The 14,403-nt window shown below is 67.4% G+C and carries 14 protein-coding genes and 1 tRNA gene; 8 read left to right on the plus strand and 7 right to left on the minus strand.

What is annotated here, in order from left to right; genetic code table 11:
- Positions 1-19: 19 nt before the first annotated feature.
- Both ACOQPD_RS13570 and ACOQPD_RS13575 read left to right on the plus strand, forming a co-directional pair.
- Positions 20-979 (plus strand): hypothetical protein, encoded by a 960-nt coding sequence (locus tag ACOQPD_RS13570; protein WP_420612491.1) that lies wholly within the window; start codon positions 20-22, stop codon positions 977-979.
- On the plus strand, positions 980-2,935 hold the full coding sequence (locus ACOQPD_RS13575) for a M3 family metallopeptidase (RefSeq protein ID WP_420612492.1): 1,956 nt from the start codon (positions 980-982) through the stop codon (positions 2,933-2,935).
- A gap of 35 nt (positions 2,936-2,970) precedes the next feature.
- On the opposite strand, the gene ACOQPD_RS13580 is transcribed toward ACOQPD_RS13575, so the two are convergent.
- On the minus strand, positions 2,971-3,168 hold the full coding sequence (locus ACOQPD_RS13580) for a hypothetical protein (RefSeq protein WP_420612493.1): 198 nt from the start codon (positions 3,166-3,168) through the stop codon (positions 2,971-2,973).
- Positions 3,169-3,318: 150 nt separating this feature from the next.
- Between ACOQPD_RS13580 and ACOQPD_RS13585 the strand changes: the two genes are divergently transcribed.
- The 3 genes from ACOQPD_RS13585 (at position 3,319) to ACOQPD_RS13595 (ending at position 6,854) form a co-directional block, all read left to right on the plus strand.
- Positions 3,319-5,499: a heavy metal translocating P-type ATPase gene (locus ACOQPD_RS13585; protein ID WP_420612494.1), complete on the plus strand. Its 2,181-nt coding sequence runs from the start codon at positions 3,319-3,321 to the stop codon at positions 5,497-5,499.
- Positions 5,500-5,553: 54 nt separating this feature from the next.
- Positions 5,554-6,399, plus strand: a complete 846-nt coding sequence (locus tag ACOQPD_RS13590; RefSeq protein WP_420612495.1) for a PAC2 family protein — start codon at positions 5,554-5,556, stop codon at positions 6,397-6,399.
- Between the two features lie 362 nt (positions 6,400-6,761).
- Positions 6,762-6,854, plus strand: a complete 93-nt coding sequence (locus ACOQPD_RS13595; RefSeq protein WP_420612496.1) for an AURKAIP1/COX24 domain-containing protein — start codon at positions 6,762-6,764, stop codon at positions 6,852-6,854.
- Between the two features lie 81 nt (positions 6,855-6,935).
- On the opposite strand, the gene thrB is transcribed toward ACOQPD_RS13595, so the two are convergent.
- Both thrB and ACOQPD_RS13605 read right to left on the minus strand, forming a co-directional pair.
- The gene (thrB, locus tag ACOQPD_RS13600; RefSeq protein ID WP_420612497.1) at positions 6,936-7,781 is read right to left on the minus strand and encodes a homoserine kinase; all 846 of its coding nucleotides are present in this window, start codon (positions 7,779-7,781) and stop codon (positions 6,936-6,938) included.
- Positions 7,778-8,686: a cation diffusion facilitator family transporter gene (locus ACOQPD_RS13605; protein WP_420612498.1), complete on the minus strand. Its 909-nt coding sequence runs from the start codon at positions 8,684-8,686 to the stop codon at positions 7,778-7,780. The genes thrB and ACOQPD_RS13605 overlap by 4 nt, the downstream gene beginning before the upstream one ends.
- Before the next feature lie 64 nt (positions 8,687-8,750).
- On the opposite strand from ACOQPD_RS13605, the gene ACOQPD_RS13610 reads away from it, so the two are divergent.
- The 3 genes from ACOQPD_RS13610 to dcd all read left to right on the plus strand — a co-directional run bounded on the left by ACOQPD_RS13610 (position 8,751) and on the right by dcd (position 9,725).
- Positions 8,751-8,966 (plus strand): hypothetical protein, encoded by a 216-nt coding sequence (locus ACOQPD_RS13610; protein WP_420612499.1) that lies wholly within the window; start codon positions 8,751-8,753, stop codon positions 8,964-8,966.
- A 72-nt stretch (positions 8,967-9,038) separates the two neighbouring features.
- Positions 9,039-9,109, plus strand: a tRNA-Gly gene (locus ACOQPD_RS13615).
- A 52-nt stretch (positions 9,110-9,161) separates the two neighbouring features.
- The gene (gene dcd, locus ACOQPD_RS13620; RefSeq protein ID WP_420612500.1) at positions 9,162-9,725 is read left to right on the plus strand and encodes a dCTP deaminase; all 564 of its coding nucleotides are present in this window, start codon (positions 9,162-9,164) and stop codon (positions 9,723-9,725) included.
- Positions 9,726-9,734: 9 nt separating this feature from the next.
- Here the strand turns inward: dcd and purB are convergent, their stop codons facing one another.
- Genes purB through ACOQPD_RS13640 form a run of 4 tightly spaced genes read right to left on the minus strand, consistent with a single transcriptional unit; the run spans position 9,735 to position 14,403 of the window.
- Positions 9,735-11,180 (minus strand): adenylosuccinate lyase, encoded by a 1,446-nt coding sequence (purB, locus tag ACOQPD_RS13625; RefSeq protein ID WP_420612501.1) that lies wholly within the window; start codon positions 11,178-11,180, stop codon positions 9,735-9,737.
- Positions 11,181-11,194: 14 nt separating this feature from the next.
- Positions 11,195-12,106, minus strand: coding sequence for an NAD(P)-dependent oxidoreductase (locus ACOQPD_RS13630; protein ID WP_420612502.1), 912 nt, complete (start codon positions 12,104-12,106; stop codon positions 11,195-11,197).
- The gene (locus ACOQPD_RS13635; protein ID WP_420612503.1) at positions 12,103-13,116 is read right to left on the minus strand and encodes a zinc-binding dehydrogenase; all 1,014 of its coding nucleotides are present in this window, start codon (positions 13,114-13,116) and stop codon (positions 12,103-12,105) included. The genes ACOQPD_RS13630 and ACOQPD_RS13635 overlap by 4 nt, the downstream gene beginning before the upstream one ends.
- Positions 13,117-13,173: 57 nt before the next feature.
- Complete coding sequence (locus ACOQPD_RS13640; RefSeq protein ID WP_420612504.1) at positions 13,174-14,403, minus strand: HNH endonuclease signature motif containing protein; 1,230 nt, start codon at positions 14,401-14,403, stop codon at positions 13,174-13,176.

Consider the following 14,403-nt stretch of genomic DNA (forward strand, 5'->3'; position numbering starts at 1 on the left):
CCGGGCCGGCTCACTCCCGGTGACGGTTGGCGATGCCATAGCGGCCTTCTGGGAGGAGTGGCCGCGGCTGCGGGGTCTGCTCGAACAGGAACTGGCCCGGGGCGACTACGGAGACGGCACCGAGCAGTTGACGGACCTCACCGAGGCGATCGATCCGGGACTCGAGTGGGATCTCCTGGCGGGGCTCGAGGCCCGGCACGCGCTCTGCCTGAGCTCCGCCTTGGACCCGGCCCTGCGACCGCTGACCGAGCAGTGGGTCCGGGCTGCGCCGGAGCCCGATGGCGATTGGGAGTACCACCCGGCCCGGATTCCAGTCACGCCGGTAGCGCTCGAGGTTGGAAGCTTCCGTATACACCCGCGCGATGTCCTGGTGGTGATCGAGCCCGATCAGAGCCGCGACGAGCTGAACCTGACGGTCGGCCATCCCGACTTCGGCGGCCTGGACGAGGTTTTGCAGCTCCAGGTGGTGTTCCGCCTCCTGGACGACCTCCTGGGTGAGGACCTGATGGAGAGCTGGGTCGGATCGGTGGACGTGGTTCCCCACCCGCTCACCTGGGGGGTGCCGTTTCTCGATCTGGCGGACGAGGTCGACCGCCATGCCGCCTCGGCGACCGGCCAGACGTGGGAGTTCATCGAGGAGGAGGACGAGGAACTGGGTGACAGCCGGCTCTTCATCAACCGGTCCCTGAAGAGGATCGACCACCTGGACCTGGACTTCGTGGCGACGGTCAGCATCGAGGTGCAGTCGTTCGATCCGGTGCTGGTCAGGGAGGTTGAGAAGGATCTGGCCGGCGTCCTGGGCACCGAAGGCGTCATCTACGCCCATCGAGCCTTCGACGATTTCACCGTGCTCTACGCCTACGTAGGTGAGGGAGCGGCCGACGGTGTCCGGCGGCTGGCCGACCGATGGTCCCCACAGGTCTACGAAGTCATGGTCGAGCCCGATCCGACCTGGGACACCTACGAGGAGATGCGTTAGATGCTCTTCGACTACACGTCCGCCATGTCCCGGTCGGTGGTTGCCGCCGTGGAGGCGGTCATCGCCCGCGGTGAGGGTCTGATCGAGGAGATACTCTCGGTGCGAGGGTCGCGCACCTTCGCCAACACCTTGCGGCCTTTCGAAGAAGTAGCCCGCCTGGGCGCCCTCGCGTACGGCCGGGGACCCTTCCTGGGCCAGGTGGCTGCGGACGAGACTGTCCGCACGGCGGCCCGGGAGGGAGAGGAGCGCCTGGAGAAGTGGGCCCTCGACCTGATCTCGCGGCGCGATCTGTACCGGGCCATCCGTGACTACGCGGGCACTGACGACGCCGCGGCTCTGGCCGGCGAGCCGGCTCGAGCGCTCGATCACGCCTTGCGCGACTTCCGCATGGCGGGTCACGAACTCAGCGAGGAGGGTCGGTCCCGGGTACGAGAACTGCTTACCCGGCTGGTCAGCTGCCAGGTCGCCTTCTCCGCCGCCCTGGCCGAGTACGAGGATCATTTGGATGTCTCCGAGGCGGACCTCGAAGGCATGCCCCATTCGTACGTGGCGCGGCTGGCGCCGGGTGAATCCGAGGGCTCGTACCGCATCACCATGGCATATCCGGATGTGATCCCGTTCATGGAGAACTCTCCGCGCCGCGATCTGAGGCAGGCGCTGGCCCTCAAGTTCGGCAACCGGGCGAGGGAGGAGAACACCCCGCTTCTCGAAGAAGCTCTGGCTATCCGGGCCCGGCTGGCCGCTACCTTCGGCGCCCGCTCGTGGGCGCACCACAGCATGGTGAAGAAGATGGCCCGCCGGCCCGAGGCGGTGACGAGCTTCTACGGTTCGATACTCGACCGCCTGACCGAAGCAGGCCTACGGGAGCGGGCCGCCATGGAGCGGCTGCTCGAGGCCCGGGATGATGTGCTGCCCGTCCAGCCTTGGGACCGCGCCTACTGCCACACCGAGCAGATGAAGCAGGAATACGGGGTGGACCGGCTCGAGGTGGCCGCCTACTTTCCTCTTGACCAGGTGGTCGCCGGGATGTTCGAGATCACCCAGCGGGTGTTCGGGCTCACCTACCAGCAGGTCGATGCGCCGGTCTGGCACGAGGAGGTGCTTGCCTACCGGATCACCGATACGGCCTCGGGCGAGCTGGTGGCCCACTTTTACATGGATTTGCATCCCCGCGACGGCAAGTTCGGGCACGCCGCCGCCTTCCCGCTGGCGCCCGGCGGTATGGATATCGAGGGCGGCTGTCACCGGCCGGTGAGCGCCATGGTGGCGAACCTGACCCGCCCCACTCCCGATACCCCCTCGTTGCTCCTGCACGACGAGGTGGTCACACTGTTCCACGAGTTCGGCCACATCCTCCACATGTCGCTCTCCCGGGCCGAGTTGGCGCGGTTCAGCGGCTCGCGAACCGAATGGGACTTCGTGGAGGCGCCGTCCCAGATCATGGAGAACTGGTGCTGGATCCCCGACGTTCTCGGGACCTTCGCCCGCCACCACGCCACCGGGGAGCCGATCCCGCCGGAGCTCGTGACCCGTCTCACCGATGCCCGGAACCTGAACGTCGCCCTCTTCAACCTCCGCCAGGTGATGCTCGGCCAGATTGACCTGGAGCTGCACACCACCCTCGATCCGGTCGATCTGGAGGGGGTGTTACGGAGCCGGGCCCAGACCGGTCTCCTTCCGCACCACGAAGGAACGTTCATGCTCTCGTCGTTCGGTCATCTCCTGGGTGGGTACGACGCCGGCTACTACGGGTACCTGTGGGCCGAGGTGTTCGGCCAGGACATGTTTAGCCGCTTCGCTGAGGAGGGGGTGCTCTCCACCGAGGTGGGGATGGCCTACCGCCGCAAGGTACTGGAGCCCGGAGGGACCAAGGATGCCATCGACCTGCTGCAGGACTTCCTAGGGCGGGAGCCTCGTAGCGACGCCTTTCTCCGCAAGCTCGGCCTCGAGGGCTGAGCTCCCCGTCCGGAAGCCCAGCCCTCCTCTGGTTCTCAGGCCTCGGTAAGAATGTGGCCGCGGACCCGGGGGAAGTTGACGGGGGCGTGGGCGTTGCAGTAGTCCCGGCGGTTGTAGATGGATATCTTGGTGGAGCACCCATCCCGACGGCACACCCGACCCCTCTTGTAGGAACGGGACGGCCTCACCCGGCCTTGCAGCCGGGAGCCTGCTAGCGCTTCTGACACGATCACTCACTTTCCTCGTACCTGTTATAACGCCCCTACCTGACGCGTTGTTCCGTTTTCTTCCCCGGACCTCGTTCACGCCGTGTTCCATGGATGAGGAATCGGGCTACGCTGGAACCACACCCATCCCACCTCCCACCAGCCACAGGAGCCCACTTGAGAGCAAGCGCCCCCGCCGCCGCCCCCACCGAAGCCTCTGAAGTGCTGTTCGACGTGTCCGGGATGACCTGCGGCTCGTGCGCGGCTCGTATCGAGAAGGTGCTGACCGAACAGGACGGGGTAGAGGAGGCGGCGGTGGACGTCGCCTCGAGCCGTGCCAGGATCAAGCTGGCTGCACCCGCGACGGCTGAAGGGCTGACAGCGGCGGTGGATGAGATCGGCTACGGCCTGATACCCGTCCCCACCGCGGACGGAACCCGGAATGTCGAGCTCGAGGATGCGCGGGAGCGTCGGATCGGGTGGCGGCGTTTCGTGGTGGCGGCATCGCTGGCCCTCCCGACCATCGTCCTGGCCATGACGGGTGTCGATGCCGGCTGGTCGGAGTGGCTGCAGGGCCTTCTGTCCTCCGGAGCGGTTCTCTGGGCCGGACGCACCTTCCATGTGGTGGCCTGGAAACGGCTCCGCCATGGGGCGGCGAGCATGGACACGCTCATCAGTCTCGGCACCCTGACCGCCTGGGGTTACTCGCTGTGGGCCCTTGTCTCCGGCGGCGCACTGTTCTTCGAGACCGGGGCCGCCATCGTGATGTTCGTGCTGCTCGGACGCTACCTGGAGGCACGCGCCAAGGGCCGAGCTAGCCAGGCCGTGTCCCGGCTCCTTGAGCTACGGGGCCACGACGCCCGGGTGCTCCGCAACGGTTCCTGGATCACCGTACCCATCGAAGAGGTAGCGGTGGGAGACCGGGTCGAGGTGGTTCCCGGCGGGCGGGTTCCGGTCGACGGAACGGTGGTGGAGGGCGCCGGCGAGGTGGACGAGTCCATGCTGACCGGCGAGCCCATGCCGGTGGCGCGCCGGCCGGGAGACCGGGTGGTAGGTGGAACGGTCAACCAGACGGGACGCTTGGTGGTCGAGGCCACCGAGGTGGGCGACGACACCGTTCTGGCCGAGGTGGTGCGGATCGTCGAGCAGTCCCGGGCCACCAAGGCGCCGATCCAACGCCTGGCTGATCGGGTGTCGGGTGTCTTCGTTCCTGCGGTGGTGGTCGTTGCGGCGGCCACGCTGGTCGGTTGGCTGGCCGTGACCGGGAACTGGGCCGACGCCCTGCGCAACGGGGTGGCGGTGCTTATCATCGCCTGTCCCTGCGCGCTCGGCCTGGCCACGCCCACGGCCATCGCAGTCGGGGCGGGACGGGGTGCCGAACTCGGTGTGATCTTTCGCTCGGCCGAGGTGTTCGAGCGCATCGAGAAGCTGCAGAGGGTGGCATTCGACAAGACCGGAACGCTGACTACCGGGCAGATGACCCTCGACTCGGTGGAGTCCGACCGGCCCGATTTCCTCACGAGGGTGGCGGGAGTGGAAGCCGGGACCGGGCACCCCCTGGGCCGGGCGGTGGAGGCCGGGGCCCTCCTACGAGGCGTCCAGCCCTCGAAGGCGGGCGACGTCACCGTGATCCCCGGCTCGGGGGCGGAAGGCACTGTCGACGGAACGGTCGTGACGGTGGGTACGCCCGACCTGATGGAGCGTCGCGGAATGGCGGTCGGAGCCCGATGGGCGGAGGAGTTGGACCGTGCCCGTAGCCGGGGCCGGACCGCCTTCCTGGGCGGCTGGGACGGCGCTGTCCACGGGGTGATAACGGTCAGCGACACCCCCAGGCCATCGTCCGCCGCTGCTATCGCGGCCCTGGCCGACCGGGAGTTGACCACAGCCATGCTCACCGGAGACGATCCCGCCGCTGCCCGGGTGGTGGCGGACCGGCTCGGCATCGCAGAGGTTCATGCCCGCCTGTTACCCCAACAGAAAGCTGCGCTCATCGAGTCCTGGCAGGAGGACGGCCAGGCCGTGGCATTCGTCGGGGACGGGGTCAACGATGCTCCGGCGCTGGCGACGGCCTCGGTCGGGATGGGGATCGGCACCGGCAGCGACCTGGCGATCGAGACCGCGGACGTGAGCCTGATGTCCGGTAATCCGGCGCTGGCGGTGACTGCCATCGACCTGGCGCGACGTACCTTGCGCGGCATCCGGCAGAACCTCTGGTGGGCCTTCGCATACAACGTGGCGGCCATCCCTCTGGCCGCCGCCGGACTGCTCGACCCGATGGTCGCCTCCGCCGCCATGGCCCTGTCCAGCGTGTCTGTGGTGGCCAACAGCCTCCGCCTGAGGAACTGGTCCCCCGCATAGCCGGGGGACGTGCCCGGCTTCCGCTTCATCACTCCTCTCGCTACGATTCGTAGCGTGGCGACCGATGTCGAATGGCTTGAGGAGCATTCGCTACGCGATCCGGTGGCGGTGCTGGCATTCGAGGGCTGGAACGACGCCTCCGACGCCGCCTCCCGGGTGCTCTACTACCTCATGGAGCACCACGATGTCACTCCGCTGGCTCGGCTCGATCTTGAGGACTACGTCAACTATCAGGAATCCCGGCCGCTGGTCACGCTGGACGGGTCGGTCCGGGAGATTCGCTGGCCCACGGTCGGTGTCTTCGGTCTAGCCATACCGGATCATTCCCATGACCTGGTCCTGGTTCTCGGGGAGGAACCGCACCTGCGGTGGCGCGAGTTCTGTTCGGAGGTGGCTTCCGTGCTCCGGCAGCTGGGAGTCCGCCAGGCCGTGGCTTTCGGGGCGTTCATCGGCGAGATAGCCCACACCCTTCCGGTACCGATCTTCGGAAGCTCGTCGGATCCCAACTTCGCCCGGCGGCTCGGGCTGCACGCCTCGGCCTACGAGGGACCGACCGGCATCACCGGGGTTATCACTGCGGTTCTCGAGGACGAGGGAATCGAGGCAGCGGGCATCTGGGCCGGCATACCCCACTATCTGGCGGCCAACCCCAGCCCTACCGGGACCCGGGCGCTCCTGTACGCGCTCGGCGACGTGATCGGAAGGCGCTTCGACGTCAAGGAACTCGATGAAGAGGTGGCCGACTACGAGGCGCGGGTGCAGGAGGCGATCTCCGGATCCAGCGAGCTGGTCGGATACGTTCGAGGTCTCGAGGCGGAGAGCGAGAAGCGGGCCATTTCGCTGACCAGCAGCCGCCGGCTGGTGGAGGAGATCGAGCGCTTCCTGCGCAACCCGAACTAGCGGCCCCATCTCCCTCGGCCTTCGTCCGAAAGAACGCGAAAATCGTCCCGGCAAACCGCTGCTCCGCACCGGGCCCTCCCCCGCCACCACCTGTCCTGGTTCGGAGCGTGGTCGCCCATGCCCGGCCGGGGCCGGGTGATACGGCGTTCGCTCCACGAAGCCTGTGTGTTCCCTGCTGGCCGGTTGTTCCGATCGGTCTCGCGTTATCAGCCGGTGTAGGTGCTTGGCGGTAGGTAACGTATAGCGGAGGTGTGACAAGTTTCGACCGTCTGGCATTCCGAGAGGGCGCTGGATGCCGGTCCGGCTTGCGGCCATACGGTCCAGCGACAACAATCGGGGCCAGACCGGAACAAGGATGTGTATTGGGCTCACTGGTCAAGAAGCGCCGCAAGAAAATGAGTAAGCACAAGTACCGCAAGCGGATCAAGGCAAACCGCCACAAGAAGAAGCAATAGATCCGAGTCGGGACGGTGCCAGACGGACGGGGATGCGTGGTTCCCGTCCGGTCTAACGTATGTTCCGAGTCCCTGTCGACCTCATCGGGCGCCGGTGGTGTCCGGCCCCAGCACTATCGCTTTGCCCTCACCGCCCAGAGCGTCCGCGAGGGCGTCCTGCACCGTGGACACCTGGTCTCGCCGCGCCAGGCTGAGGATGGAGGGGCCGGCGCCTGACAGGCAGGCGTACACGGCTCCGGCCTCGATGGCGACCTCCATCAGCCGGGCCGTTTCTGGATAGCTGGCGAGGCGGGGTGTCTCGTGGATCTCATCGCCGCGAGCGTTGTCGAGTATCTCCTCCGAGCCGGTCCGAAGGCCCTCGATCAGCGCGGTGAGCCGTCCTAGCGTGCGGACCGCCACGTCGAGCGGGACGCAGTCCGGTACTACCTTGCGGGAGTCACTCGTACGGATCTCGAAGTCGGGTACGACGAGTACCGGCACCAGGTCTGGTGACAAGGAGTGGTGGACGACCCATCCTTCGGCTACGGACACCAGCCCGCCGTAGACGGCGGCGGCGGCGTTGTCGGGATGCCCTTCCAGGAACTTGACGTACTGGAACAGTTCGTCATGGCTCGGATCCTTGCCGTTGGCGCGCAGTGCGGCCAGGGTGCCGGCGGTGAAGGCGGCCGCGCTCGATCCCAGCCCGCTGCACAGAGGAACATGGTTGGCGATCTCCATCCGGAGCGGCCGGTCGCTTACCGCACGAGCCGCCGCCAGGACGGCATCCTGGTCCTCGTCCCCCAAGTAGGGCTCGGGCCCCACGTGCCGGGTCGACCACGAGCCGGCGATCTCGGCAGTCACCCGGCACCGCAGGTCGAGCGCGATGGCCATGGTGTCGAAGCCGGGTCCGAGGTTGGCCGAGGAAGCCGGGGCGGAGGCGGTGCTCATGTGCCGATGTCGGTTTCGACGAAGATGTTCCGGGCGGCCGGAAGTGCCGTCTGGATGGCCTTCTCGACATCCTCGATGGTCTGGTGGACCTCTTCTCCGGAGAGGCCTTTCACCAGATGGACGTCCAGGTTGACGAGGATGTCCTCAGGACCCATATGCATGGTGAGCAGGCGATCCACGCCGGTGACGTTGGTGTGGGCCAGCACCCGCGCCCGGATGGTGGCCCGGTCCCGCCGTCCGGCCGCTTCTCCGATCAGCAGCCCCTTGATCTCGAAAGCCAGGAAGAAGGCCACAACGGCCAGCAGCACCCCGATCAGGATCGACGCCACGGCATCCCACGTGGGATTGCCGGTGAGATGGGACGCGACCACGCCCACCAGCGCGACGACCAACCCCGTGATGGCGGCGCTGTCCTCGAACAGCACGACTAGGAGAGGCGCGTCCTTGGTGTCTCGCAGGGTGCGCCACAGGGCACGCGAGCCGCGGACACGGTTGAACTCCCGCACCGCTACCACCAGCGGCCCGGCCTCGAAGAGGATCGCTCCCGAGAGCACTGCCACCGAGACGCCGAAACTCTCCACGGCGTGGGGATGGCGGAGGGCGTTGACGCCGTGCTGGATGGAGAACACGGAGCCGCCCACGAACAGCATGACCGCCACCATGAAGCTCCAGAAGTAGACCTCCTTGCCGCGCCCGAACGGATGGCGCGCCCCGCCGGCGCGTTTGGAGACCGTCATGCCCCACAGCAGCATCCCCTGGTTGCCGGAGTCGGCCACCGAATGGATCGCCTCGGCCAGCATCGCCGCCGATCCGGTGATTGTGGCGGCTATGAACTTGGCTACGGCGATGGCCGAGTTGGCGGCCAGAGCGGCGATGACAGCGAGACGGGAGCCTTGGGAAGCCATTCGGGTGCCAGTGTAAGAGGTACGCGTGCCGTCGGGATCGCGACCTGGCTACGGTACCCGGGTCATGGCGGACATTCTCGGGCTGGACGCCCTGCTGGGGCAGATGATGACCGCGCTGGGCCTGGCGATGGTGGTGGGGAACGGCTTCGCCATGTGGAAACACGCCCGCGGTGAGGCTCCCGAGGGCGCCAAGGGCGCCTACCGTCCGGGGCGCGCCCGGTTCCTGCTGGCAGTTGGCCTCGTGATCAGCATCTGGGGTCTGGCCGGGTGGATTACCTGATTCGGATGCCGTCGGACGGGTCCCTCGTATGTGACACCCACCATGGCCCCCGGCTACCATCGCGCCGATCCGGCGGGTGTAGTTCAGTGGTAGAACATCAGCTTCCCAAGCTGAGAACGGGGGTTCGATTCCCCTCACCCGCTCCCCCCTGACGGCATCATTCGTGCCACCGCTCAGGCGACCGGGAGCGGAGCGGTGATCCTTTCGGACCGAGACATCAAGGCGGCCATCGAGTCGGAACGCATCGGGATCGATCCCTACGATCCCGAGAACGTCCAGCCCTCGTCGATTGACCTGCGGGTGGATCGCTTTTTCCGGGTCTTCGAGAACCACCTCTACCCGTACATCGACCCCAAGAAGGCCCAACCCGACCTCACCCAGGAGAGGGCGGTCAGCCCCGACGGCCGCTTCATCCTCCATCCCGGCAGGTTCGTGCTCGGGGCCACTCTCGAGCGGATTCACCTGGCCGACGACATCGTGGCCCGGCTGGAGGGCAAGTCCAGCCTGGGGCGGATCGGCCTGTTGATCCACTCCACCGCCGGATTCGTGGATCCCGGCTTCAACGGTTACCTGACCCTCGAGCTGGCCAACGTGGCCAACCTGCCGATAGCCATCTACCCCGGGATGCTGATCGGGCAGATCAGCTTCTACGAGCTCTCCAGCCCGGCGGACCACCCTTACGGTTCGCTGTGGGCGGGGTCCAAGTACCAGGGCCAGCGTGGCCCGACCGCGTCCCGGGTCCACGAGAACTTCCGTTAACGATACGGATCAGAGCAGGGTCTCCGGCCGGTACCCGGCGGCGTGCGGATGCGCTTCGACCACTTCCGCGACCGCTTTGACGACGGCGTCTACCTGCGAGCCTGCACGCCCGGCCAGGCCGGTGGTGGTAGCCGCATCCCGGATCCGGTCTGCGTCGAGGGGGAAGGCTGCATCGTCGCCGAGCGATGCCCAGAGGTCGTGGTCGTCCCCGGCTCGCCGGGCGGCCGCCGCCCGTAGGGCATGGGACCGGATGACCCGGTGGGCCTGCTCGCGCCCCATCCCGGCCGCGACCGCTGCCAGCAGAACCCGGGTCGTGGAGAGGAACGGCAGTTCGGCGGCCATCTCCTCCTCCACCCGTCCGGGGAATACAGCCATGTCCCGGACCACGTGCAGGGTGGCCTCCAGCAACCCGTCGCCGGCGAAGAAGGAGTCGGGCAGCATCACCCGCCTAACCACGGAGTCGCTGACGTCGCCCTCGTTCCACTGGTGTCCGGACAGCCCGGTGGCCATGGCGAGGTAGCCGCCCAAGACAACGGCCAGCCCGTTGATCCGCTCGCTGGTGCGCATATTCGTCTTGTGGGGCATGGCCGATGATCCCACCTGGCCGGGCTGGAAACCCTCGGATGCCAGGTCGGCGCCGGCCATCAACCGGAGGGTGGTGGCCAGGCTCGACGGCCCCGCCGCCAGCTGCGCCAGCGTGCTCACCACCTCAAGGTCGAGCGATCTCGGATAGATCTGCCCGACGGCCGCCAGGCAATGGGAGAATCCCAGTCCCGCCGCCACCATCGCCTCGAAACGTTCCACCACCTCCTCGGCGCCGCCGAACAGGTTGAGGAGATCCTGCTGCGTCCCCACCGGGCCCTTCAGCCCTCTCAAGGGATAGCCGGCGATCAATGCCTCGAGCCTCCGGTAGGCCGCCAGGGTCTCCTCGGCAGCGCCGGCGATGCGCTTGCCCACCGTGGTGGGCTGGGCCGGGACGTTGTGGCTGCGGCCCACCACGACCATGTCCCGGTATTCGGTCGCCCGGCCCGCCAGGGCGGCCAGCACCGCCACCGTTTTGTCCCGCAGCGATTCGAGGGACCGTCGGATCACCAGCTGTTCGACGTTCTCGGTGACGTCCCGGGAGGTAAGCCCCTTGTGGATGTGCTCGTGGCCGGCCAGCGCGCAGAACTCCTCGATGCGGGCGGCCAGGTCGTGGCGGGTGGTTTCCTCCCGGGTTCGGATGGAGGCCAGGTCAACCTGATGGACGACTGCCCGGTAGTCGTCCACTACCCCGTCGGGCACAGGTACGCCCAGCTCGATCTGGGCTTCGAGGACTGCTACCCAGAGCTCCCGCTCCATGATCACCCGACCCACCGGTGACCAGAGGCGACGGATCTCGCTGCCGGCATAGCGGGAGGCCAGGACATTGGGAATGTCCGACTGTCCGGGGGGATCCGTCGGGATCGGTGCCATGGCCTCGGTTCCGTTCAGTTCTCCGTGTGGGAAGGATCCCACTCCACGCCGGCCAGGCGCGCCAGGGCCAAGATCAGGGACTGCGTGCCCTTCCGCCCCAATCCCTGGGCCTGGAGCGAGACGTAGAGCTCGTGGGCCATGGCCAGACCGGGCGCCGGGAGTTTCATGGAGGCGGCCTCCCGCAGGGCGATTCCCATGTCCTTGACGAAATGATCGACGAAAAAGCCCGGCTCGAAGTCGCCCCCGAGCATCCGGGGACCGTAATTCGACAGCGACCACGATCCGGCCGCCCCGCCACTGACCGACTCCATCACCGTGTCGAGGTCGAGCCCGGCCTGCTGGCCGTAGAGCAAGGCCTCGGACAGCCCGATCATGCCGGTGGCGATCAGGATCTGGTTGACCGCCTTGGTGTGCTGGCCGGCGCCCGGCCCGCCCTGGCGGACGATTGTCTTGCCCATGGTCTCGAACACCGGCCGCACCTGCGCCACGGGGTCCTCGTCACCGCCGATCATGATCGACAGCGTGCCGTTGCGGGCACCGATGTCACCCCCGCTGACCGGCGCGTCGATGGCCGCCACGCCCCGGTCGGCGCACGTGCCGGCGATCTCGATGGCGAGGGTGGGCTCGGAGGTGGTCATGTCCACCAGCACATCGCCTGCCGAAGCGCCCGCCGCCAAGCCGTCCGGGCCGAGGAACACCTCGCGGACATCCTCGGGGAAGCCGACGATGGCGAACGACATGTCCGATGCGGCTGCCACCTCGGCGGGGGTGTCGGCCCAGGTGGCGCCGCGGGCGATGAGGGCTTCGGCCCTGGACCTGGTGCGAGTGGTCACCGTCACCGGATACCCGGCGTCAAGGACGTGCCCGCACATGGAGACGCCCATGACACCGGTCCCGACCCAGCCGATCGCAGGCTTGTCCGTCACGTTCCGCTCCTTTCGATGACCAGCTTGCCCTGGTGATCCCCGGCCTTCATCCGGTTCAATGCCTCCGGCAGGTGCTCGAACGGATAGACGCTGTCCACGAGCACCGGCAGGTCCCCGTTCGCCACCCACTCGGTCACCCGGGCGAAGTCCTCGTGGTCGAACATGGTGGATCCGATTATCTCCAGGTGCCGGAAGAAGAGCGGCGGAACGAAGATCTCCACCTTGGGGCCGCTGGTGGATCCGCAGGTCACCAACCGGCCCCCCGGCGCCAACGACCGCATCGACTGGTTCCAGGTGGCGGGTCCCACGTTCTCGAACACCACGTCGGCCTGCCGTCCCGCGGCCTGCCTGATCTCCTTCGAGAACTCGCCTCCGGAGGCGAACCCGCCCGCCGCGCCGAGCTGCACGGCCCGTTCGATCTTGGCCGGACTCGTAGAGGTGACGTAGACCTCGGCGCCCATCAGCCGGCCGATCAGCATCCCGGCCGAACTGACCCCACCACCGACGCCCACCACCAGCATCAGGTCACCCTCGCGGAGGCGGGCCCGGCGCAGCATCCGGTAGGCGGTGGTGTAGGCCAGCCCGTAGGCCGCCGCCCGATCCCAGGAGAGGTGGGCCGGCTTGGGGACCAGGTTGGCGGCCGGAAGGACGACATACTCGGCCAACGTGCCCCAGGTGTGCTCGCCGAGCACGCCGAGCTTCCCGTCGAAGGGTATGTGACCGGTGGTGGGTGCGTAGCCGAGGCCTGGGTTGACGACCACCTCGGCGCCCGGCGCCCATCCGTCCACGCTGTCTCCCACCGCGTCCACCACGCCGGCCCCGTCCCCGCCGGCCACGTGGGGAAAATGCCTGGGCGCGGGCAGGCCCATCGACATCCACAGATCCAGCCGGTTGAGAGCGGACATCACCAGCCTCACCCTCACCTGCCCCGGCCCGGGGCTAGGCGTGTCCACCTCCGTCAGCGTGTAGGAGGACGGCCCTCGCGTGTCGTTCAGTATCCATGCGCGCATGAAGCCAAGGCTAGACCAGTTCGGCCCCAGGATCGGCGAGTTGGCGGGCGGTTCGATCTATCCGCCGGGGTGGGGTTGTTGGGGGTGGTATTTGTCGAGGAAGTTCTGGTAGGCGCGCTCCTGCTGCTGGTACGGGCTGAGATACTCGACGTTGGTGGGGTGCCGGTATCCGGTCCGGGTCCGGGGTGGGAGGAGCCGTCGGCGGTGGGGTGGTGTGTCAGGGTCGATCCGGTGTCCTCGCCTATGGATGGCGATGTGGTGGTGGTACCAGCAGAGGGTGGCGAGGTTGGTGGCGGTGTTGTCGCCTCCCTTATGTCTTGGAATCACATGGTGGGTCTGGAGGCGGTAGCTGTTGCGGCAGGAGTCGATGACACACTTTCGGTCTCTGGCGAGCACGGCCCTTCGCAGCCGTTTGGGTATCCGGCGCCGGGTCGGTTCGATATCCACTACCTGGCAGTCTGTGATGGTGACGGGTTCGACGCGTCCTTCGCATTCGGCTTCTTCAACAGCCTGGGGCCCTGCTCTTGGCCCGCCGAACACGTCCACACCTTGGGTGTCGTCGGACTGGTCGGCGAGTGATTCGTCTCGGATGAGCATGACAACGGGTTCGCGTCCGGCCGGGTCTCCGGGTGTGAGGTTGCCGTCCAGGTCGTCCTGGGCCATGGTGGTCAAGCCGATGGCCTGCTTCTGGCCCGGTGACAACTCAGCATCCGGATCGGATGGGGTAAGGGGCGGGATCTGGTCGGCGCGCTGGTCCAGTGCTTTGCGTACGATCTGGCCGTCCGTGGCCGTGAGGCGGCCTGACAGGTGCCAAACCGCTCCGTCGTCGGATGCCCTGAGGTTCACGTACTGGCGTTCGAACTCGCTGCGCTCGTCGCCTCGGCTGAGCTTGCGGAACCTGGTGGCCAGCTTCGTGACACCCGCCAGGTCGAGATCGGCCGACCCTGCGACATCGGACGGCGCGGCCCCTGCCTGGATCAGGCGTTGGGTGGAGACCGTCCGATCAAACGGCAGATGCCCTCTCCCGATGAGGTCGATGATGTCGTCGTCCAGCCTTCTGGCCAGATAGGCGAGGTCGCGGGCAACCGTATGCGGTATGTCCAGCCGCGAGGCGGTCCAGTCCACCAGAGAGCGGTATCCGTCGCGGACGATCCCCCGCCGGCGGATCACCGTCTTCAACCATGCGAGCTGCCGTCCGCGGTGGCGGTCGATCTTCCGCTGGGCGTCTTTGAGGTTGTTCTCAGCGACCAGTATGGAATCTGCGTCATGGAAGGCTACTTCGTACAT

Source organism: Candidatus Spongiisocius sp. (genome assembly GCF_965221825.1).
Classification (GTDB): Bacteria; Actinomycetota; Acidimicrobiia; order Spongiisociales; family Spongiisociaceae; genus Spongiisocius.